Origin of the sequence: Anaerostipes sp. (assembly GCF_018381315.1) — a bacterium.
Taxonomy (GTDB): domain Bacteria; phylum Bacillota; class Clostridia; order Lachnospirales; family Lachnospiraceae; genus Anaerostipes.
In genome coordinates, this window is the sequence record NZ_JAGZSD010000001.1 from 69,572 (window position 1) to 89,804 (window position 20,233).

19 protein-coding genes are annotated in these 20,233 nt (G+C 46.8%); 15 read left to right on the forward strand and 4 right to left on the reverse strand.

All coding sequences use genetic code 11. From position 1 onward, the window contains the following. Position 1: 1 nt before the first annotated feature. From recQ to KH180_RS00375, 4 genes are all read left to right on the forward strand, one after another. Positions 2–1,861, forward strand: a complete 1,860-nt coding sequence (gene recQ / locus KH180_RS00360) for a DNA helicase RecQ (RefSeq protein WP_290755318.1) — start codon at positions 2–4, stop codon at positions 1,859–1,861. A 68-nt stretch (positions 1,862–1,929) separates the two neighbouring features. Beyond that, the gene (gene def / locus KH180_RS00365; RefSeq protein WP_290755320.1) at positions 1,930–2,391 is read left to right on the forward strand and encodes a peptide deformylase; all 462 of its coding nucleotides are present in this window, start codon (positions 1,930–1,932) and stop codon (positions 2,389–2,391) included. Between the two features lie 16 nt (positions 2,392–2,407). Continuing rightward, positions 2,408–3,007: an SGNH/GDSL hydrolase family protein gene (locus tag KH180_RS00370; RefSeq protein WP_290755323.1), complete on the forward strand. Its 600-nt coding sequence runs from the start codon at positions 2,408–2,410 to the stop codon at positions 3,005–3,007. A gap of 69 nt (positions 3,008–3,076) precedes the next feature. Further along, the gene (locus KH180_RS00375; RefSeq protein ID WP_290755325.1) at positions 3,077–3,748 is read left to right on the forward strand and encodes a FadR/GntR family transcriptional regulator; all 672 of its coding nucleotides are present in this window, start codon (positions 3,077–3,079) and stop codon (positions 3,746–3,748) included. A gap of 300 nt (positions 3,749–4,048) precedes the next feature. On the opposite strand, the gene KH180_RS00380 is transcribed toward KH180_RS00375, so the two are convergent. After that, on the reverse strand, positions 4,049–4,378 hold the full coding sequence (locus KH180_RS00380) for a hypothetical protein (protein WP_290755329.1): 330 nt from the start codon (positions 4,376–4,378) through the stop codon (positions 4,049–4,051). A gap of 408 nt (positions 4,379–4,786) precedes the next feature. Here KH180_RS00380 and ilvD point away from each other — a divergent pair, with 408 nt between their 5' ends. The 9 genes from ilvD (at position 4,787) to KH180_RS00425 (ending at position 15,030) form a co-directional block, all read left to right on the forward strand. Further along, the gene (ilvD, locus tag KH180_RS00385) at positions 4,787–6,445 is read left to right on the forward strand and encodes a dihydroxy-acid dehydratase (RefSeq protein WP_290755629.1); all 1,659 of its coding nucleotides are present in this window, start codon (positions 4,787–4,789) and stop codon (positions 6,443–6,445) included. A 283-nt stretch (positions 6,446–6,728) separates the two neighbouring features. Continuing rightward, on the forward strand, positions 6,729–7,763 hold the full coding sequence (locus KH180_RS00390; protein WP_290755332.1) for a zinc-dependent alcohol dehydrogenase: 1,035 nt from the start codon (positions 6,729–6,731) through the stop codon (positions 7,761–7,763). Between the two features lie 17 nt (positions 7,764–7,780). Continuing rightward, the gene (locus KH180_RS00395; protein WP_290755336.1) at positions 7,781–8,935 is read left to right on the forward strand and encodes a pyridoxal phosphate-dependent aminotransferase; all 1,155 of its coding nucleotides are present in this window, start codon (positions 7,781–7,783) and stop codon (positions 8,933–8,935) included. 42 nt (positions 8,936–8,977) lie between these two features. Continuing rightward, positions 8,978–10,357 carry an APC family permease gene (locus KH180_RS00400; protein ID WP_290755338.1) on the forward strand — a complete coding sequence of 460 codons (1,380 nt, stop codon included), beginning with the start codon at positions 8,978–8,980 and terminating at the stop codon, positions 10,355–10,357. A gap of 64 nt (positions 10,358–10,421) precedes the next feature. Further along, positions 10,422–11,183 carry an IclR family transcriptional regulator gene (locus KH180_RS00405; protein ID WP_290755340.1) on the forward strand — a complete coding sequence of 254 codons (762 nt, stop codon included), beginning with the start codon at positions 10,422–10,424 and terminating at the stop codon, positions 11,181–11,183. Positions 11,184–11,284: 101 nt separating this feature from the next. Then, positions 11,285–12,049: an SDR family oxidoreductase gene (locus tag KH180_RS00410; RefSeq protein WP_290755342.1), complete on the forward strand. Its 765-nt coding sequence runs from the start codon at positions 11,285–11,287 to the stop codon at positions 12,047–12,049. Between the two features lie 15 nt (positions 12,050–12,064). After that, positions 12,065–13,033 (forward strand): C-terminal binding protein, encoded by a 969-nt coding sequence (locus KH180_RS00415; RefSeq protein WP_290755343.1) that lies wholly within the window; start codon positions 12,065–12,067, stop codon positions 13,031–13,033. Then, the gene (locus tag KH180_RS00420; RefSeq protein ID WP_290755345.1) at positions 13,026–13,988 is read left to right on the forward strand and encodes a bifunctional 4-hydroxy-2-oxoglutarate aldolase/2-dehydro-3-deoxy-phosphogluconate aldolase; all 963 of its coding nucleotides are present in this window, start codon (positions 13,026–13,028) and stop codon (positions 13,986–13,988) included. The genes KH180_RS00415 and KH180_RS00420 overlap by 8 nt, the downstream gene beginning before the upstream one ends. 13 nt (positions 13,989–14,001) lie before the next feature. Further along, positions 14,002–15,030, forward strand: a complete 1,029-nt coding sequence (locus KH180_RS00425) for a sugar kinase (protein WP_290755346.1) — start codon at positions 14,002–14,004, stop codon at positions 15,028–15,030. Positions 15,031–15,179: 149 nt separating this feature from the next. Here the strand turns inward: KH180_RS00425 and KH180_RS00430 are convergent, their stop codons facing one another. Continuing rightward, entirely contained in the window at positions 15,180–16,928 is a 1,749-nt protein-coding gene (locus tag KH180_RS00430) for an ABC transporter ATP-binding protein (RefSeq protein WP_290755347.1), read from the reverse strand. A gap of 203 nt (positions 16,929–17,131) precedes the next feature. On the opposite strand from KH180_RS00430, the gene KH180_RS00435 reads away from it, so the two are divergent. Beyond that, a complete protein-coding gene (locus KH180_RS00435) occupies positions 17,132–17,341 on the forward strand; it encodes a helix-turn-helix transcriptional regulator (RefSeq protein ID WP_290755349.1) in 210 nt (69 codons plus the stop codon). Further along, complete coding sequence (locus tag KH180_RS00440) at positions 17,338–17,817, forward strand: hypothetical protein (RefSeq protein WP_290755350.1); 480 nt, start codon at positions 17,338–17,340, stop codon at positions 17,815–17,817. The genes KH180_RS00435 and KH180_RS00440 overlap by 4 nt, the downstream gene beginning before the upstream one ends. Before the next feature lie 74 nt (positions 17,818–17,891). Here the strand turns inward: KH180_RS00440 and KH180_RS00445 are convergent, their stop codons facing one another. Together KH180_RS00445 and KH180_RS00450 are read right to left on the reverse strand one after the other, a co-directional pair. Further along, positions 17,892–18,452: a YdeI/OmpD-associated family protein gene (locus tag KH180_RS00445; RefSeq protein ID WP_290755352.1), complete on the reverse strand. Its 561-nt coding sequence runs from the start codon at positions 18,450–18,452 to the stop codon at positions 17,892–17,894. A gap of 75 nt (positions 18,453–18,527) precedes the next feature. After that, positions 18,528–20,225 carry an ABC-ATPase domain-containing protein gene (locus KH180_RS00450; protein WP_290755354.1) on the reverse strand — a complete coding sequence of 566 codons (1,698 nt, stop codon included), beginning with the start codon at positions 20,223–20,225 and terminating at the stop codon, positions 18,528–18,530. Positions 20,226–20,233: the final 8 nt, after the last annotated feature.

The following is a 20,233-nucleotide window of genomic DNA, read 5'->3' on the forward strand; positions in this document are numbered from 1 at the left end:
TATGCAGAGTGCACAAGGCTTATTAAAACAATATTTTGGATATGATGATTTCCGGGAGGGCCAGAAGCCTTTGATCGATGCAGTTTTAAGCGGTCAGGATGTACTGGGTATCATGCCTACGGGAGCAGGAAAGTCTCTGTGCTTTCAGATACCGGCGCTGATGATGCCGGGGATTACATTGGTTGTCTCCCCTCTGATCTCTCTGATGAAGGATCAGGTGGGAACCTTAAACCAGGCCGGGATTCATGCAGCCTACTTAAACAGCTCACTGAGTATGGGCCAGTACAGGAAGGCGCTTAAGCTGGCCGGGGAAGGAAGATATAAGATCATTTATGTGGCGCCTGAGAGGCTTGAGACAGAAGGCTTTTTGCAGTTTGTTCTCTCTTCGGGAGCCGAAATTTCCTTTCTGGCCATTGATGAGGCTCACTGCGTTTCCCAATGGGGCCAGGATTTCCGGCCCAGCTATCTTAAGATTCTCTCCTTTTTAGAGAAACTGCCGTACCGGCCTGTTTTAGGTGCATATACAGCCACAGCTACGCCGGAGGTAAAGGAAGATGTCTTAAACATTCTGGAGCTTAAAAGTCCATTGGTCATGGCTACAGGATTTGACCGGGGCAATCTGTTTTTCGGAGTAAAGAAGCCCAGGGATAAATATCAGGAGTTAGAACGTTATCTAAAGGAAAAAGAAGAGAAGATGCCGGGCAGCAGCGGAATCGTATACTGTCTTTCCAGAAAAAGTGTAGAGGAGGTCTGTTACCGGCTCAGAGAGGCCGGATTTTCCGTCACAAGATATCACGCAGGGCTGTCAGATGCAGAGCGCCGGGAAAATCAGGATGATTTTATTTATGACCGCAGGCAGATTATGGTGGCAACCAATGCATTCGGAATGGGAATTGATAAGCCGGATGTCAGATTTGTCATCCATTATAATATGCCGAAAAATATGGAGAGCTATTATCAGGAGGCCGGAAGGGCAGGAAGAGACGGGGAAGCGGCAGAGTGTATTCTTTACTTTGGAGCTTCTGATCAGAGGACGAACCGTTTTCTGATTGAAAATGGAGAAGAGAATGAAGAACTGGACCAGGAGACCAGGAAAATCGTCTTGCAGAGAGATCTGGAGCGTTTAAGGCAGATTACATTTTATTGTGCTTCCAGTGAATGCCTGAGGCATTATATTCTGAACTATTTCGGCGAAGAGAGCGGCATAGAGTGCGGAAACTGCAGCAATTGCCTGGAAGAGTTTGAACCTGCGGATATGACGGAGCAGGCAGAGAAAGTGATCAGATGTATTCAGGACTGCCGGAGAAGCTTTGGAATCAACCTGATCGTGGATGTTCTGAGAGGGGCAGACAATCAAAAGATCCGTCAAAGGAATCTGAATGACAACCCGGAATATAAAGCGTTATCAGATATGACAGTGCCGGGACTGAAGCAGCTGTTAAACGAGATGATGATGCAGGGATATCTGGGGCTGAGCAATGACGATTACCCGGTACTGGAGCTGACGGATACCTCGGCTGAACTTCTGGAGGGGGCAAGACTGACAGTAAAATTTCCGAAGAAGGAAGAAAAACAGCCGGCAAAAGCCCGGAAGAAGAAGGCCGGTGCTGTCTCTGCACTGGCGGAGAAGGATCTGGCATTGTTTGAAGAACTGCGGAGGCTCAGAATGGAGATCGCCAAAGATGAGAAGGTGCCGCCTTACATGGTATTCTCAGATAAAACGCTGGCAGGCATGAGCTCAGAGAGGCCCAAAACCCTGGAGGAGATGCTGGAAGTAAGCGGTGTGGGACAGTTTAAGCTTGAGAAATACGGAGAGCAGTTCCTTGAAGGAATAAAGCTGTTCGCAGAGAAAGAAGTTTAAAATTGCAGAGGAATCCGCTGGACGGGCAGGGTTCATTTGAAGGAGTTATTTCATAGGAGGAGAATAAAATGGCAGTTAGAAAAATCCGGATGGGCAGTGATCCGATCTTAAAAAAGAAGTGCAAAGTTGTGCCGCAGGTGGATGACACCGCCAGGCGCCAGCTGGATGATCTGATGGATACTCTGCACAGTGTGGATAATGGTGCAGCTCTGGCCGCAAATCAGGCGGGAATTTTAAGAAGGATGATTGTCATTGATTATGAGGGGTATTATTTAAAGCTGGTGAATCCGGTTATCACAGAAAAAAGCGGTTCACAAAGATGTGTGGAGGGCTGCCTGAGCTTTCCGAACCGTTTCGGAAAAACCTTCCGCCCGGCTAAGGTGACAGTAGAAGCAATGGATGAAAATGGACAGGATGTGGCATATACGGTGGAAGGAGAGATGGCAAAATGCTTCTGCCATGAGATCGACCATCTGGATGGCAAAGTATTTATTGATGAGGTGTATGAATTTATAGAGCTGGATGAGTGATGTTTAGGAGAGACCAATGAAACAGCAGAAAGCTATAAAAACGGACAAAAACATCGTATTGTTCGGAGATTCTCTGACAGATTATTTTCCGATGGAGTTTTTTCAGAATGTAAAAGCCCGGGTGTATAACAGAGGAGAAGCCGGGAATACGGTTCCTGAGATGGCGGCCAGGGCTGTTATGGATGTAGTACCTCTGTGTCCGGATGTTGTCCTGATGCAGGGAGGAGCAAATGATTATCTGCTGCCTTTTTACAGAGGCGCAGAGACGGTGGCAGAACAGCTTCTGCGGGCAGCGGACAGGCTCAGAAAGCAGCTGCCTGATACCAGGATCTACATAGAATCCCTTTATCCTATGTATACGAAAAAAACTGGAAACAGGATTCCATTCTGGTCCGAGGGAAAGTCAAATGATGAGATCAGGATGATAAATTCTGCTGTTAAAAGTCTATGCGAAAGCAGTGGATATTTTTATGTGGATGTATTTGCCGGATTGGCAGGAGCAGATGGGGAACTGCCTTTAAGCTATACTGTGGACGGAGTTCATCTCACAAGGGAAGGGTATGAAAGAGTCTGGAAGGTATTGTCTCAGGTGTTGATAAAAGAAGGCTGCATGTAAGGCGGCTGTGGATAAGACAGGAAAGTGAGAAGGGCTTCGGCCTGCTCGCCAGGTAAAAGGAGAGGTATCATGGGAGAGAAACGGCTGTCAGACAGCGTTGCAGAGCAAATACTTACAATGATCACAATGGAAAAAAGGTTCGGGCCCGGCGACAAGCTGCCCAATGAAAATGAACTTTCAAAGGAGCTGGAGATCAGCAGGACTACTCTCAGGGAGGCGGTCAGGGCGCTGGTGGCAAACGGTATATTGGAGATTCAGAGAGGCCGGGGGACGTTTGTGAGCCAGGGGATTGATGCGGATCATCTGGAGTTTCTGACACCTTTAAAGGATGCCGGGGTGAATGCAGGAGATCTCTATGAGATGAGACTGATTTTTGAGCCGGAAGCCGCCTATTATGCGGCTATGAGGGCAAGTGATACAGAGCTTAAACAGATTCTGGCCTATGGGCGCCGGGTGGAAGATAAAATTCAGAAGAACGAAGACAGGACGGAAGTGGAGCAGCTGTTTCACCGGTCCATTGCAAAGGCAACCCACAATGAATTTATGAATCAGCTTATGCCTGTGATCTATCAGGGAATCGGTCAGGGGGTCACTCTTTCCAGGCAGAAGGAGATGGCAGTAAAAGATACCTTAAATGACCACAGACTGATTATGGAGTTTCTGGAAGCCAGAAATGCAGAGGGAGCCAGAAGCGCAATGAGGATTCATATTCTGCATGCGATGAAGGAATTGAATATATAGACTATGAGTTGAACTACAAGAAGGCTTTGGCCTTCTTTTTTTATTCCATAGGAAAGTTCTCCGAACCTCCCTATGGAATAAAAAAGCACTCCGTGCAGGATGCGCACAAATGCATAGAGAAATTATTTGCCTGTGGCAAATTGCATTTGGGCGGAAGAAAAAGTAAAACCAGCAAGTCCTTGTCCAGCCTACTGAGGCATATCAAATACCACACTTTCCACGATTGAAAACAACTAGATAACGTAGTATGCATTCTCCCAATAAGGCGTAGTTGAATCAGACCGACAAATGGGAATTGTTCTATTTCTCTCTGTATTTCTTTGTAATAGATAAACTATAAATCGCCATAATTGCTATTGTTTCTATCATTACACCCAAAACGGATAGCAAGATATATGGCGTATTTTGTTCGCAGAGTAACGGCATTCCTAATACGATAAAAATGACTCCATAAATAATAAATAGTTTACCAGTTGCATGATTATATCCCCTTATATCATTCACTGGAAAAGTCTTAATATTTGCCCAAAAACCAACTGCTTTCTTTGAGAAAAAGGCACTAATTCCCAGACCAATCATAAGACAACCGCATAACGCCCATACTATAAATCCTATAATGCTTCCGTCCATATTGTAACCTCCCTGCAAACACCGATTTGTCGAGTACACCTTATCCGCCAAAGGTGTATATGTTTACATTCTAAAGCTGCTCCTCATAAAAGTCAAATTCAGAGCGGCATAGTTAAAACTTGTTACTTGTTCCTACAAGCCTTTATAAGGCTTTAGTAAATATGGGCAGCATTTAGGCGGCAAATCGGCCAATATATAAACTGATACATTTGGCTAAAAACCCAGTAGCCATGCGCTTTTCAGCTTATTGAGAAGTCTCAACCGGCTGGAATAAAAAGCACTCTGAACGGATCCGTGCAAATGTATAAAGAAATGATATCATATGTATACATTGACATCATACAACGCATAAGTTATAATACAACAAACAAGAGATATGATGTCTTATAATAAAAGGAGGATATGAATATGAGAAGTGACCGCATTAAAAAAGGGGATGCCGCAGCCCCGCAGCGTTCTCTGCTGTATGCACTGGGACTTACAGAAGAAGAAATGGAAAGACCGCTGATCGGAATTGTCAGCTCAAAAAATGAAATTGTGCCCGGACACCGGAACCTGGATAAAATCGAAGAAGCAGTAAAACAAGGAGTGTCCCTGGCCGGAGGCGTACCCATTGTGTTTCCGGCGATTGCTGTCTGTGACGGCATTGCGATGGGGCATGAGGGAATGAAGTATTCCCTGGTGACCAGAGAATTGATTGCTGACTCTACGGAAGCTATGGCCACAGCCCATCCGTTTGACGGGCTGGTGATGATACCCAACTGTGATAAAAATGTACCTGGCCTTCTGATGGCAGCAGCCCGGCTGGATATTCCGTCTATCTTTGTAAGCGGCGGGCCTATGCTGGCAGGAACTGTGGGGAAACGGAAGATCAGCTATTCCACTGTGTCTGAAGCAGTGAGCAGACATCAGACAGGTGAAATCACCAAAGAAGAACTGAAGACATGTGAGCAGAAAGCCTGTCCTACCTGCGGTTCCTGTTCCGGCATGTTTACGGCCAACAGTATGAACTGTCTGACTGAAGTGCTGGGAATGGGACTGCCGGGAAACGGCACCATACCGGCTGTTTATTCTGAGAGGATCCGGCTGGCAAAAAAGGCAGGAATGCAGGTCATGGAACTGGTTAAGAAGGATATGAAACCCTCTGATTTTATGACGAAGGAAGCCTTTGAAAATGCCCTGACGGTGGATATGGCTCTGGGATGCAGCACAAACAGTATGCTTCATCTGCCCGCTGTGGCCCATGAGTGCGGTATCCGCCTGGATCTTGCCATGGCAAATGACATATCCGGGAAAGTGCCGAATCTGTGCCATCTTGCGCCGGCCGGGGAAGCCTATATTGAGGATCTGAATGAGGCAGGGGGAATTCCTGCGGTAATGCATGAGCTGAACAAACTGGGACTGATCCATACAGATCTGCCCACCTGCACGCTGAAGACGGTTGGGGAGAATATCAGAGGAAAAGAGATCAAAGATACAAGCATTATCCGAACAGCAGAAAATCCGTACAGCAGTACCGGAGGTATTGCTGTGCTGAAAGGGAATCTTGCACCGGACGGCTGCGTGGTAAAGCGTTCTGCAGTGGCTGATGAAATGCTGTACCACAAAGGCCGGGCCAGAGTATTTGACAGAGAGGAACCTGCCCTGGAAGCAATTAATTCAGGGAAGATCGTATCCGGAGATGTGGTTGTGATACGGTATGAAGGCCCTAAAGGGGGACCGGGCATGAGAGAAATGCTGAATCCTACATCGGCTATCATGGGCAGCGGCCTGGGAGACAGCGTGGCACTGATTACGGACGGAAGATTTTCCGGCGCTACAAGAGGTGCAGCCATCGGCCATGTGTCACCGGAAGCGGCGGTGGGAGGCCCCATTGCACTTGTACAGGAGGGAGATCTGATCGAAATTGATATTCCCAATCATACAATTTCCCTGCTGGCAGATGAAAATGAGCTTAACAGGAGAAAAGCCGCATGGGTGCCAAAGGAACAGAAGCTTAAAAAAGGCTATCTGAGAAGATATGCAAGAAGTGTAACTTCAGGCAGCAGCGGAGCAGTTTTAGAATAATTAATTTGGAAAAGAAAAAGATGACAGAGGTTTTTTGGAACCTCTGTCATCTTTTTTACGTCACTTAAAAGAGATAGTTAACAAAAGTTAATTAGCAAAATTAACTAAAAGTAAGAGAAGAATCAGGTTCGTTTTAAATTAAATCTTGGTTAAATCGTGGAAAAACAAATAGTTCGTATGGAATCTATCGAAAACTGATTGACAGCCGGAAATGATTCTTGTATGATGCAAGTGTAATTAAGGAACACTGTTCCGGATAACGGAACAAATGAAAGGAGGCAGTATGAAAACGTTAGTTTATTCCGGGCCTGAGAAGGCTGAAGTGCAGGAAAGGCCCCCGGCAGAACTGAGAGAAGGACAAGTGCGCATCAAGGTGCATTACTGCGGAATCTGCGGTTCTGATATCGGGATCTTTTCAGGCAGACATCCCAGGGCAAAGGCTCCGCTTGTGCTGGGACATGAGTTTGTCGGGACCATTGAAGAGATCAGGGGCGGAAGTAAAAATTTTAAGGTGGGAGACCGGGTTGCTCCGTATCCGCTTTTATCCTGCGGGGAATGCTTTGCCTGCAGAAACGGCATTCCGCATGTGTGCAGATCGTTAAAGCTGATCGGGATTGATGTGGACGGAGGAATCGCTGAGTATGTGAACTGTGACGAGGATATGCTGTTTAAGCTTGATGATGAGATATCGGACCGGGCAGCGGCAGTGATAGAACCATTGGCGGTGATCATCAGAACCATGCATCAGGCAGATTTTCAAATGCTGGATACAGCGGCAGTTATCGGAGCCGGGCCGATCGGAGTTCTGACAGGAATTGTGCTGAAAAATGCAGGTGCCTCCAGGATCATAATTTCTGACGTGGACCGGGAACGGCTAAAAATCTGCAGAGACTTTGGGCTTGAGACAGTAAATGTACAGGAGCAGGATTTGGCAGAGTATGTGAATCAGCAGACCGACGGAACCGGGGCAGATCTGGTGTTTGAATGCAGCGGTTCTGCACCGGCCGCAGCCCAGATGACAGAAATCTGCCGGATCGGAGGGACAATCTGTCTGACAGGAGTACATAAGGAGCCCCATGCGGTGAACCTGCAGGATGTGAATTTCAAGGAACAGACTTTGGTGGGCAGCCGTGTATATACAAAAAGAGAGTTCGGACAGGCCGTGAAATACGCCGGACGTATAGCGGACGACTTAGAAAGGGTAGTCACTCATATTGTAGACCTTAAAAATGCAGAAACTGTATTTGATCTGATCCGTGATCCCGGGGAGAGTACGTTAAAGGTTTTGGTGGACTGCAGCCTGGGGAATAAAGATTGAAGTCAGGAGGATAAAAGATGAAGAAATTATCAGATGCAACACTGCTGCCTCAGTCAGGCATCAGGAGGATGTTTGATCTGGCAAAAAATAAAGAGGACACCATAAGCTTTGTTCTGGGAGAGCCGGATTTTGATACACCGAAAAACATTATAAAGGCGGCCCAGAAAGCGCTGGAGGACGGACAGACGCATTACACAGACAATGCAGGCATTCTGCCGCTGAGACAGGCTATAGCCAGAGAGACAAAAAAATATGACCATGTAGCATATAATCCGGAAAATGAAATTCTTGTATGCACAGGGGGAATGGAAGCACTGTACCTGAGCATGGCCACACTGCTGGATCCGGGGGATGAGGTGCTCATTTCTGATCCATGCTATGCAAATTATTATGGACAGATCAGCATGAACCACGGAGTACCAGTGCCGGTTCCTGTATATGAGGAAAATGGCTTTAACTTTACCTATGAGGCATTGTCTGAAAAGGTTACAGATAAAACAAAAGTCATTCTGCTGAATTCACCGTGCAATCCTACCGGAGCTGTGGCAGGCAGAAAAGTCATGGAAGATATCGCAAAAGTGGCACTGGAGCATGACTTGTATGTGGTTTATGATGCCGTTTACAAACATCTGCTGTACGAGGGTGAGTATGTCAACATCGCATCCCTGGATGGTATGAAGAACAGAACCATTTATATAGATTCCTGTTCAAAAACCTATGCAATGACAGGGTGGAGAATCGGATATCTGGCAGGGCCGGGAGAGATCGTAAGCCTGATGCCCAAGCTTCAGGAAAACGTTCCGTCCTGTGTCACAACCTTTGCACAGTACGGGGCAGTGGAGGCCATCAATAACGGGCAGGCATCCATACGGGAAATGTACGGACAGTATGCAGAGAGAAGAAAAGTGCTGCTGGAATGTATTGAAAAGATCGGAAAGATTTCATGCAGACCTCCCAAAGGAGCTTTTTACGCCTTTATCAATATCAAAGAAACAGGGCTTGGTTCTACGGAGTTTGCAGAAGGGCTGCTTGAAAAGGAGGGAGTTGTGGTAGCACCGGGATCTGCCTTTGGAGAACAGGGAGAGGGATATATCAGAATCTCTTATGCAGCCTCAGTGGAGACAATACGGAAGGGAATGGCACGGATTCAGAAGTTTGTTGAGAGTTTATAATCAGGAAAGGAGGATATTAATCTCAGGATTAATAGCATTCGTATGAAAAATGAATCAAATACACAGTTGAAAAGAAGCCTTGGACTGAGTACTGTTATGCTTTCTGTCATTGGTATGGTCATCGGCTCCGGAGTATTCTTCAAGCCGCAGGCAGTCTACACGATCACAGGAGGTGCACCCGGCATCGGTCTGCTGATCTGGGTTTTTGCAGGACTGATTACACTGTTCGGAGGCCTGACGACAGCAGAGCTTGCAGCGTCTATTCCCAAAACAGGAGGTCTGGTGTCCTGGGTAGAGAAATGTTTTGGAAAGGGTTTGGGATATCTGCTGGGATGGTGTGAGTCCGTAGTGTTTTGGCCGGCGAACGTAGGGGCCTTGGGAACGATCTTTTCCATCCAGGCATTAAAGCTCGTAGGTGTGGACAGTAAATATACGATTTCGTTTGCCATTTTTATGGTGTTTTTCCTGATCGTATGTAACTGCCTGGGAGCAAATGTAGGGGGAATGATCGGAAATGTGTTTACAGTCGCAAAGCTTGTGCCGCTGGCCGTGATTATTCTCATGGCATTCACCTCCACGCAGAGCAGCCCGGAAAATCTGACGCCGTTTATCCACACGGGAGATTCGTTTATAGCCATCTTTGCCACCGGAATGCTGACCTGTATGTATGCCTATGACGGCTGGATCCATGTGGGAAATGCCGCCGGGGAGATGAAGAATCCTAAAAAGGACCTTCCCAAGGCCATTGTACTGGGTCTTAGTATTGTCATTCTTGTATATGCAGTTATCAACATTGGATACCTTCTTGTGATACCGGCAGACCAGCTGGCCAATACAGCAACACCTGCAGCGGATGTGGCAGCTAAGCTGCTGGGCGGAAACATAGGTGCAAAGCTCATCACCGTAGGAATCCTGATTGCTGTGTTCGGTACGCTGAACAGCAACATTATGATGGGTATGAGAATACCATATGCCATGGGAGTGCAGAATAAGCTGCCGTTCAGCAAACAGTTTGCTTATCTCCACCCTAAATATGCGACTCCGGTTGTCAGCGGCATCTTTTTATTGGCTGTCACATCGATAATGATTATATCAGGGTCTTATAACTCTCTCACGGACATGTGCATGTTTGTTATTTGGATCTTTTATACAATCGCCTTTTACGGAGTAATCAAGCTGAGAAGGGATGAACCGGATCTGAAGCGGCCTTACAAGACGCCGTGTTATCCGCTGATTCCGATCCTGGCAATTTTAGGCGGACTGTTCGTAGTAGTTATCACTGTCTTTACACAGCCGGTCAACGCATTGGTTGGAGTAGGACTTACGCTCCTTGGGCTTCCGATCTATCTGTCCAGAAAGGATAAGTTTAAAGATCTGAGCCATTTGGATGAAGACAATGGAGAGGCATCAGAGACTGACTGATTCATATGACGAGTCTGCAGATTGTGGTATAATAGCTGTAATAGACAAGACGCAGGAGGATATTATGGCGAAAGAAACAGTACAGTCTGTAGAACGGGCATTTCAGATCATAGAACTGATGGCAAGAAATGAAACAATGGGTATTCGGGAGATCCATCATGAGACGGGGCTGACAGTGACGGTAGTCCACAGGATTATGAACACGCTGGTGGAGCTTGGATATGCGAAGCAGGAAAAGGAAACAGACAAGTATTTTTTAACCTACCGGTTGCTTGTAATGGGCAATTATGTGCAGGAGAGAAACAATGTCATTCGTTTGGTGCATCCTTATTTGAAGCAGCTTTCAGATGAATGCAAAGAGACAGTGCATTTTGTACAGAGAGCGGGAAACAAGATCCGTTATATCGATAAAGTGCTTCCGGCGGCAAACATTTTTGCCACAGGGTCCTACATAGGGCTGGAGCTTGAAATGTCAAGCACAGCGGTGGGCAAGGCGATCCTTGCGGAACTTCCGGAGGAGGAAGTCCGGGAGATCTGGGATCAGAGTGAAAATATCATTTTTACGCCCAAAACAATCCAGAACCTTAATCAGCTTCTGAAAGAGCTGGAACAGGCAAGGGAGACAGGGTTTGCCTATGACTGGGAAGAACGGGAAGCAGGATTGTTCTGTGTCGGCACGAGCATTCCGGATTATAAGGGAGCTTATAATTATGGGATCAGCATATCAGCGCCGGTCACCAGGGCAGAGGAAGATAATCTGAACCGGATCCAGGAAAAGCTTTGGGAGACAAAGCAGACGGTATCAGAGCTGATCAGCGGAAAATAAGAATAAGGTGCTGTATAGACTGCGGCACTCTGCACCTTTCGGATGTAAAAAACATGTAGAAAAGTAGAATAATGTGTGTTTTGCATGCGGAAGGAGACAATATGGAATATTTTGATTTGACCGGAAAATGTGCTGTCGTAACCGGCGCGGCAGGAGGTCTCTGCCTGGGAATGGCAGAAGGCCTGATGGAGGCAGGAGCCTCTGTGTGCATTATTGATATCAATCCGAAAGCGGAGAAAACTGCCTTTGAGATGAGAAAAAAGGGATTCAGGTGCAGTTATGTAATTGCAAATATTGCAGATGAAAAGGAAAGGGAACAGGCATTTTCAGAAGCGGTAAAAGAACTGGGAGGCACGCTGGACATTATAGTCAACGGAGCGGGGGTCCAGAGACGCCATAACAGTGAGGATTTTCCTCTGGAGGACTGGAATTTTGTGCTGGATGTGAACCTGACAGCAGTGTTCAGTCTGTGCCAGATGGCCGCAAAGCAGTTTATGGTACAGAAGACAAAAGGGAAGATTATCAACATTGCATCTATGCTTTCCTTCTTCGGAGGATATACAGTGCCGGCCTATGCGGCATCAAAAGGGGCAGTTGCGCAGATCACCAAAGCATTCTGCAATGAGTGGGCATCAAAGAATATCAATGTCAATGCACTGGCACCAGGATATATGGCCACGGAGATGAATACGGCACTGCTGGATCCCAAGAATCCCAGAAACAAAGAGATAACTGACAGAATTCCGGCCCACAGATGGGGAACCGGGGAAGACATGAAGGGACCATGTGTGTTTCTGGCATCTTCCGCATCAGATTATCTGAACGGCGCAGTGATCCCGGTAGACGGCGGATACCTTGTAAGGTAGAAAAGGAGGCATGACATGAAGGTTATTATTACAGACTGTGATCATGATAATATTGAAATCGAGACAAAGGTTCTTACGGAAGCCGGGATTGAATTTGAGCTGAAATGTGCCAGGACAGAAGATGAAGTGATAGAGCAGTGCAAAGGAGCAGATATATTTATTGTGCAGTATGCAAACATTTCAGAAAGGGTCATGGAGGCTCTGCCGGAGCTTAAGTACGTTGTGCGGTATGGTGTAGGAGTAGATACGGTGGATGTGGAAGCAGCTGTGCAGCACGGAGTCCAGGTGGGCAATGTGCCTGACTACGGCATGAATGAGGTAGCAGATCACGCATTGGCTATGATGCTTATGATGGTCCGCAAAGTGCACATTATGAACCGGTTCACAAAATCCTGCGGCTGGGATTATACACGGGCAATACCGGTCCGCCGCCTGTCAGAGCAGACCGCAGGGGTTGTGGGAATGGGACGGATCGGCAGAAATTTTGCCAAAAAAGCATCGGCTCTTGGATTCCGTGTGATCGGCTATGATCCCCAACTGTCACAGGGGGACCGGATCGGGGAGACCGAGATCGTAAGTTTTGAGGAACTTGTGAGCCAGTCCGATGCAATTTCTCTGCACTGTCCGGCAGATGGAAACAAGGATCTGTTTAACCTTGAAGTGTTTCAACAGATGAAAAATTCAGCAGTGATTATAAATGCAGCCAGGGGAGGAATTATCAACGAAGAGGATCTGGATCAGGCACTGAGGGAAAAGATGATTTCGGGAGCAGCCCTTGACTGTATGAGCGCAGAGCCCGTGTCTCCGGATTCGTCCATTTTTGAAAATGAGAATCTGATCGTGACTCCGCACATGGCGTGGTACTCCGAGGAAGCCGCTGAGGAATTGAAACGCAAGGCAGCAGAGGAGGCTGTGCGGTTTGCACAGGGAGAACCGATCCGCTATCCGGTGAACCGGATGGAAGGAGGCAGATATTATGAATGACGTTCTTTGCGGGATTCAGGATATCGGAATTGTTCCGGTCATATGTCTTAAGGATGCCGGGAAAGCAGTGCCCCTTGCAGAGGCATTGTGTGAAGGGGGAATTCCCTGTGCGGAGGTTACGTTCCGGACTGAGGCCTGTGTGGATTCCATTAAACGGATGTCGGAGTCCTGTCCCGGGATGCTTGTGGGTGCGGGAACGGTGACAAAAACGGAGCAGGCAGAACAGGCAGTCAGAGCAGGTGCCAGGTTTATCGTAAGCCCCGGCTTTAATCCGGAGGTGGTGAGATACTGCACGGAACATGAGATTACTGTCATTCCGGGCTGTTCAAACCCGTCAGATGTAGAACAGGCTATGGCATATGGACTTGAGCTGGTGAAATTCTTCCCGGCAGAGGCAGCCGGCGGTGTAAACATGCTCAGGGCTTTGGCAGGTCCTTATTCCGGAATGAAGTTTATGCCTACCGGAGGGATCACAGAAGAAAATCTGAAGGATTATATGGAGCTTACACAGGTAGCCGCCTGCGGGGGATCCTTTATGGCGCCGGAGAAGATGGTGGAAAAGGGTGATTTCATATCGGTAAAGGCAATGGCGGAAAAAACTGTCCGCAGGATGCTGGGATTTGAGCTTGCTCATGTGGGAATTAACATGGAAAGCAGGGATGAAGCTGTCCTGGTTGCCGGAATGTTTGAGTCCATATTTGGATTCCAGAAAAGTGAGAATGATAATTCTATTTTTGCAGGCAGTTATATAGAAGCTATGAAATATCCGTTTCTGGGGGAGAAGGGACACATTGCAGTGAGAACCGATGATGCAGGGCGGGCTGTCAGCTACTTTAAGAGACGGGGCTATGCATTCCGGGAGGAAAGTGCCAGTTATAAGACGGACGGATCGCTGGGTGCGGTTTATTTCAGGCAGGAGATCGGAGGATTCGCGGTCCATCTGGTTCAGAAATAGGGGAGGTGATAAGATGGGAAAAATAACGGCCTTGGGTGAAATAATGCTGAGACTGTCTCCTCCGGGAAACCAAAGACTGGTCCAGGCTTCTTCCTTTGATGTGACCTACGGAGGGACAGAGGCAAACATAGCAGTGGCCCTTTCTAATTATGGACATGAGGTCCGATATGTAACCAGGCTGCCTTCAAATGCCATCGGAGACTGTGCAGCGGCCACGCTGAAAAAGTCTGGTGTTAATTGTTCCGGGATCCAATACGGCGGCCGGAGACTGGGGATCTATTTTTTAGAAAACGGGGTTTCTGTCAGGCCTTCCAGTGTTGTGTATGACCGTGCAGGGTCTTCCATGGCAGAGGCTGAACCGTCAGATTTTAACTGGGACCGGCTCCTTGCAGATACCGAATGGTTCCACACATCCGGAATCACCCCAGTCATCAGCAAAAATGCAGCCCGGATTACTTTAGAGGCACTTAAAACTGCCAGGGAAAAGGGAATCACCACTTCCTTTGACCTGAATTACCGGGCCAAGCTTTGGACGGAAAACAGAAAAGAAAAGCAGGAGATCATGAGAGAACTGATGAGCTATGTGGATATTTGTTTTGGAAATGCCAGGGACGCAGCGCTTGTACTGGGTTATGAGGAAGAAGGGACAGATTTTATCACCGGGGATTACCAGATATGCGTGGATGAGGAGCACATGCAGAATGTAAGAAAAGCTTATGGGTTCACTTACCTTGTCAGTTCACTGAGGGAGAGCATCTCTGCTTCCGATAACAGGTATGGGGCAGAGGCAGCCGGAGACTTCGGCCTCTGCCGCGGAAAACAGTATATGGTGCATATTGTGGACCGGGTGGGATCAGGAGATGCATTTGCGGCAGGGTTTATCCACGGGATCATAGAGGGCTGGCCGCCGGAAAGGTCACTGGAGTTTGCCACTGCATCGGCTGCGGTAAAACACACCATTCCAGGGGACATGAATTACGTCAGTGCAGCGGAGATAGAATCACTGGCAGCCAGCGGCGGGAGCGGAAGAGTTGTGAGATAATAAATTAAGAGAAAAGGGACCGGACATGGAGAAAATGTCCGGTCCCTCTTTATAGTATACCCACAGGGCATCCCGTATTTTATATCCTTCGGATGGACGTGCTCCGCACGATAAGGTATAGGAAATCCCTGTAAAATCCCCTGTCTGCCTTAAATGTCAAAGGTTTCGAGCCCTTCAAACTGCATTTTGTAATATTTTGCGTAGATGCCATCCTGTTCTAAAAGCTCTCTGTGGGAGCCGCGTTCCTGGATGGTGTGGCCGTCAATGACAAGGATTTCGTCGGCATGTTTAATTGTAGACAGCCGGTGGGCGATTGTTACGGTAGTTCTGTTCTTGGACAGCTCTTCCAGGCTCTTTTGAATGTGGCGTTCGCTTTCGTTGTCCAGAGCACTGGTTGCTTCGTCCAGGATCAGGACCGGCGGGTTCTTTAAGAAGACCCTTGCAATGGAGATCCGCTGTTTCTGGCCCCCGGACAGGCGGGTTCCGCGTTCTCCCACAAACGTATCGTATCCGTCAGGAAGGCCCATGATAAAGTCATGAATGTTGGCTTTTTTTGCCGCTTCCACGATCTCATCCACAGAGGCTTCCGGATTTCCGTAGGCGATGTTCTCCCGGACACTTCCGCCAAACAGATAGACGTCCTGCTGGACGATGCCGATGGAATTTCTAAGGCTTTCAAGAGTCATGTCCCGGATGTCCTGTCCGCCGATCGAAATTGTCCCCTGGCTGACATCGTAAAACCTCGGAAGCAGAGAACAGATGGTAGTTTTTCCTCCGCCGGACGGTCCTACCAAAGCGACAGATTTTCCTGCTTCAATCTCAAAGGAAACATGGTTAAGGACTGCTTCATTTTCTTCATAGCTGAAACTCACATCCTTATAAGAGATGTTTCCTTCGGGATTTTTAATCGGTTCAGCACCCGGCAGGTCTGTAATCTCCGGTTCTGTCTCGATAATATCCAGGAACCTCCGGAAACCGGATAATCCCTTCTGCATCATCTCAGTGAGTTCTACAAGAATCTGAATCGGGCTGATAAAGATGCCGATATACAGAGCATACATGGCAAGATCTGCCGCACTCATCTGTCCTGCAGCGATAAAGCAGCCTCCTGCAACAAGCGTTACCAGATACATCAGACCCTGAAAAAAGGTATTGCCACCCTGAAAAGTACCCATAGCCTTGTAGTTGTCCCGCTTGGAAAGAAGAAAGTCTTCATTTCCCCGGTGAAACTTTTCCCGTTCAATATCCTCATTTGCAAAGGACTGTACGATCCTGATGCCTGCCAGAGAATCCTGCAGTGTGGCGTTAACATTTCCTATCTTCTTCCGGTTGTCCAGAAACGTAGACTGCATCCGTTTGTTTTGGAGTGCACTAAAAAAGATCATCAGAAGGACAACAGCACATAAAATCAGCGCAAGCTTCCATTGGATCATAAATAGAAAGATAAAAGATCCGACGATCTTAACGACTGAAATAAAAAGATTTTCCGGACCGTGGTGGGCAAACTCTGAAATGTCAAATAAATCAGAGACCAGACGGCTCATCATCTGGCCGGTGTTGTTTTTGTCGTAGTATGAAAAAGAAAGATTTTCATAGTGTTCAAATAGCTCCCTGCGCATATCTCTTTCCATCTGGGCGCCCATGATATGACCCTGGCAGCTTACATAATACTTGCACAGTGCCTGAAGTATGTAACAGACAAGGAGTATGCCGCCGATAATAAAAATGTTATTTAAAATAACAGAACCTTTTTCTAAAAATAAAGTGTTGGTCAGCGTGCGGAGTATCTGCGGGTACGCCAGGTCTACGATACTGATAAAGGCAGCGCAGAACAGGTCAAATAAGAAAACAGCCTTATATGGGCCGTAGTATTTAATAAATTTTTTAAAAGTATCCATGATTTAAGACTCCATTCTAATATAGAAAGTAAAAGTGCCAGTAAAGATTCTAACACAAGGAAGAAAACATGTAAATATTTCAATGTAAAATATACTTGACATTAGATGTAAAGTGAACTATACTCTAATTGTAAAGCAAACTATACTTTAACATGCAGGACACACCAGGTGTATCCTGTGGGGAAACAAAAAGGGTGTGACATATGAAAACAAGAATACAGGAATTGAGAAAGGAAAAGAAGGTAACGCAGATAGAACTGGCGGAATCTGTAGGAGTAACCCGGCAGACAATCATATCTCTGGAAAACGGCAGATATAAGGCCTCGCTGGTGCTGGCCCATAAGATTGCACAGTTCTTTCAGGTGACCATTGAGGACATCTTTATATTTGATCAGGAGGAGGAGAATTTATGATAGGATTATTTTGTGCAAGCAATGCAAAAAACGATGAGGAATATAAGAAAGCGGTAAAGAAAAAACAGAAATATCTGATTCTTCTGTTTATAGTGGGAGCGGCGACACTGGCGGTTTCCCTTATGGCATACAGCTATTGGGACGTTAATATTAACGATCATATGTTAAGTGCATATTCCGGACTGGGAACAGGACTGATGGCAGCTGCTTTAGTACTGTGGATCCGGTTTCAGCTGGTGTTGAAGAACCCCACAAAATTAAAAGAACTGCGGCTCAGCAATACAGATGAGAGAAATCAGGAGATAGGGAAAAAAGCATACCGGTTTGCGGCAACAGCATTGATTATTGCCCTCTATGGGGTTTGGCTCATCGGAGGTCTCTGGTATCCGGTCCTGACTAAGGTTATGACAGTTCTTGTGTGGGTGTTCGTAATCACATATATAGTCTCTTATAAAGTGTTTGAGCGCAGGATGTAAATATATTCTGAATCATTTTTCGCCCGCAGGGACGAAGCCCTGGCATGAGAAATTTTCATGCCAGGGCTTCTTTTTTACATGGGTTTCAGGTTTTTATTAAGGCGGTCAATCATCCATAAGATTCGCTTTTCCCGCCCCGCATCAGTTTTTGCATCAAAATATGCCCTTGTGTAAGTTCTTTTTACTGATAAGGACATAGCCTGAAAATTTGTATAGGCGGGCTCATATTCTTTTAATAAGTCAGATAAAATATCCATTTGTTCTTCTGTTACAGCCGGAGATTTCGGGGCATCCCACTGACCGTTTTCTTTGGCTTCCTCTATTTTCTTTCTGCCGTAATCAGTCATAAGTCCCTGTTCCTCAAGGTTTTTTACTAATGCCTTGTTTTTCTCTGACCATTTGCTGTTCTTCCGGCGCAAAGAAAAATATTTTTTATAAGTTTTGTCATCGATCTTCTGCATCTGTCCGTCAATCCATCCAAAACACAGGGCTTCCTCAAGAGCATCCTTTGCTTTGAGTGTTTTCGGCCCGCCGGCTTTGCCAAATAGCAGCCAGATACCGGCACTTGACAGACTATTTTTATAAAGCCATTTCCTAAAGTCTTCTCTGTTGGAAAATTCCATGATTTCACTCATAATACATTTCTCCTTTTGTCTGTATGATCCCTCAAAGGAGGACAAACATCAGACAGATCATTTCATGTGATAACGTTAAAGGTTCCTGTATCGGTTAAATGCCGCAAAGATTTCCTGTCTTCTTGGTTCTGCAAGGTTAGACTTTACATATCCGCAGTCAAGAATCGACGCAAGGCCTTTTGTCTCTATCATCTGCATCAGTTCCCCGACGATTTGGCACAGATCCTTCTGTCCGTCGATCAGATGAAGCTGGGCATAGAGAAGTGCATATCCGAGGGCGGCAGTCTGCTCGGAATCACAGAGCTGTTCTGCATATCTTAAGTCCACAGTCTCCTTATTGATCTGAAAGGCGTCCTTCCCCAGAGTTTTCAGTTTGTTTCTTCCGTTCTTTGCAAAAGAAGGATGACTACGGATAATTCGGCGGAAAGAAGGTTTTGCCGGCTTTTCGTCCGGAAGTGTCACAGAAGGAAAGGCTTTGGCTTTTTCCTTTGCAAAGGAAGTGATCTCTTTTGGTACATAACGGTCCATCTGAAGGATGTGGTCTGCAACCTGAAAATAGGCTCCGGAGCTTCCGGCCACAATAATGGATGAGATACCGTGGTCTTCATATAATCCCTGAACCTGCTCGATAAACGGCGTGATCGGTTCATGATTGCGGTGGACTACCCTCTGCATCAGTTCGTCACGGATCATAAAATTGGTGGCGCTGGTATCTTCATCGATGAGAAACAGAGAAGTCCCGGCTTCCATGCTTTCCACCACATTAGCGGCCTGTGAGGTACTGCCGCTGGCATCCTCTGTGGAGAAGGATGAGGTATCCTTACCGTTGGGAAGGTTGTTGATAAACAGCGAAATATCCGTGTTTTTGATGCTGCGTCCGTCCTCTGCCCGGAGTTTTACCGCAGTGTTATCAGTAATGACATATTCTCTGCCGTCATTCTTTATATGATTGTAGACTCCCAGCTCCAGTGCTTTCAACAGAGTAGACTTTCCATGGTATCCTCCGCCTACAATGAGGGTGATTCCTCTGGGTATCCCCATTCCGGCAAGGGGTCCGTGATGAGGCAGGTCTAACGTAATCTTCAGGGATTCCGGAGAATGGAACGGAACTGCTTTTTTCATGGGACGGGAAGATACACCGCTCTCTCTGGGCAGGATGGAACCGTCCGCCACAAAAGCACAAAGGCCGAGCTTGGGCAGCTGTTCCCTGATATACTGCTGATCTTCCGCAAGGTCTGCCACATCTTTTATGACCCTTGAATTTAACCTATTATAATAGAAGGAAGAGTGTATGCATTCGGGAAGAAAATCAAACAGGATCTTGATGAGCTCAAAGGCTGCGATTGTCCGCCCTCTGGCCGGAAATCCGACTTCAAAGTGAACAGAAAGATCTCCGGTGGAAGGATGAATGGACAGAGCGGTCCGTGAAAGAATTTCCTGTCCGCATCTGCTGACAGAGATCAGTCCGCTTTTTCCGGAACCTTTCGCTTTGAAATTATAGGACTCCAGTTTCCTGCCAAACAGGCGTGTCAGATGATCCTGGAGAGCAGTACGTTTATGGGGCAGGTCAAACAGAGAAGGAGGGAAACCGGCCTTTGCGCCGGGGATTACAGCACTCAGCTTAGATGGTGATGCAAAAGGATCCCCCTGTACATGGTCAATATTCAGTACATAACCGTCAAACCGATAGCTTCCTCTTGTATCCTTATAAGCTGGATAACCCTTATGGTCGATCCGCTGCAATAATGATTTCAAATCATCAGATGTTTTCATAATTACAA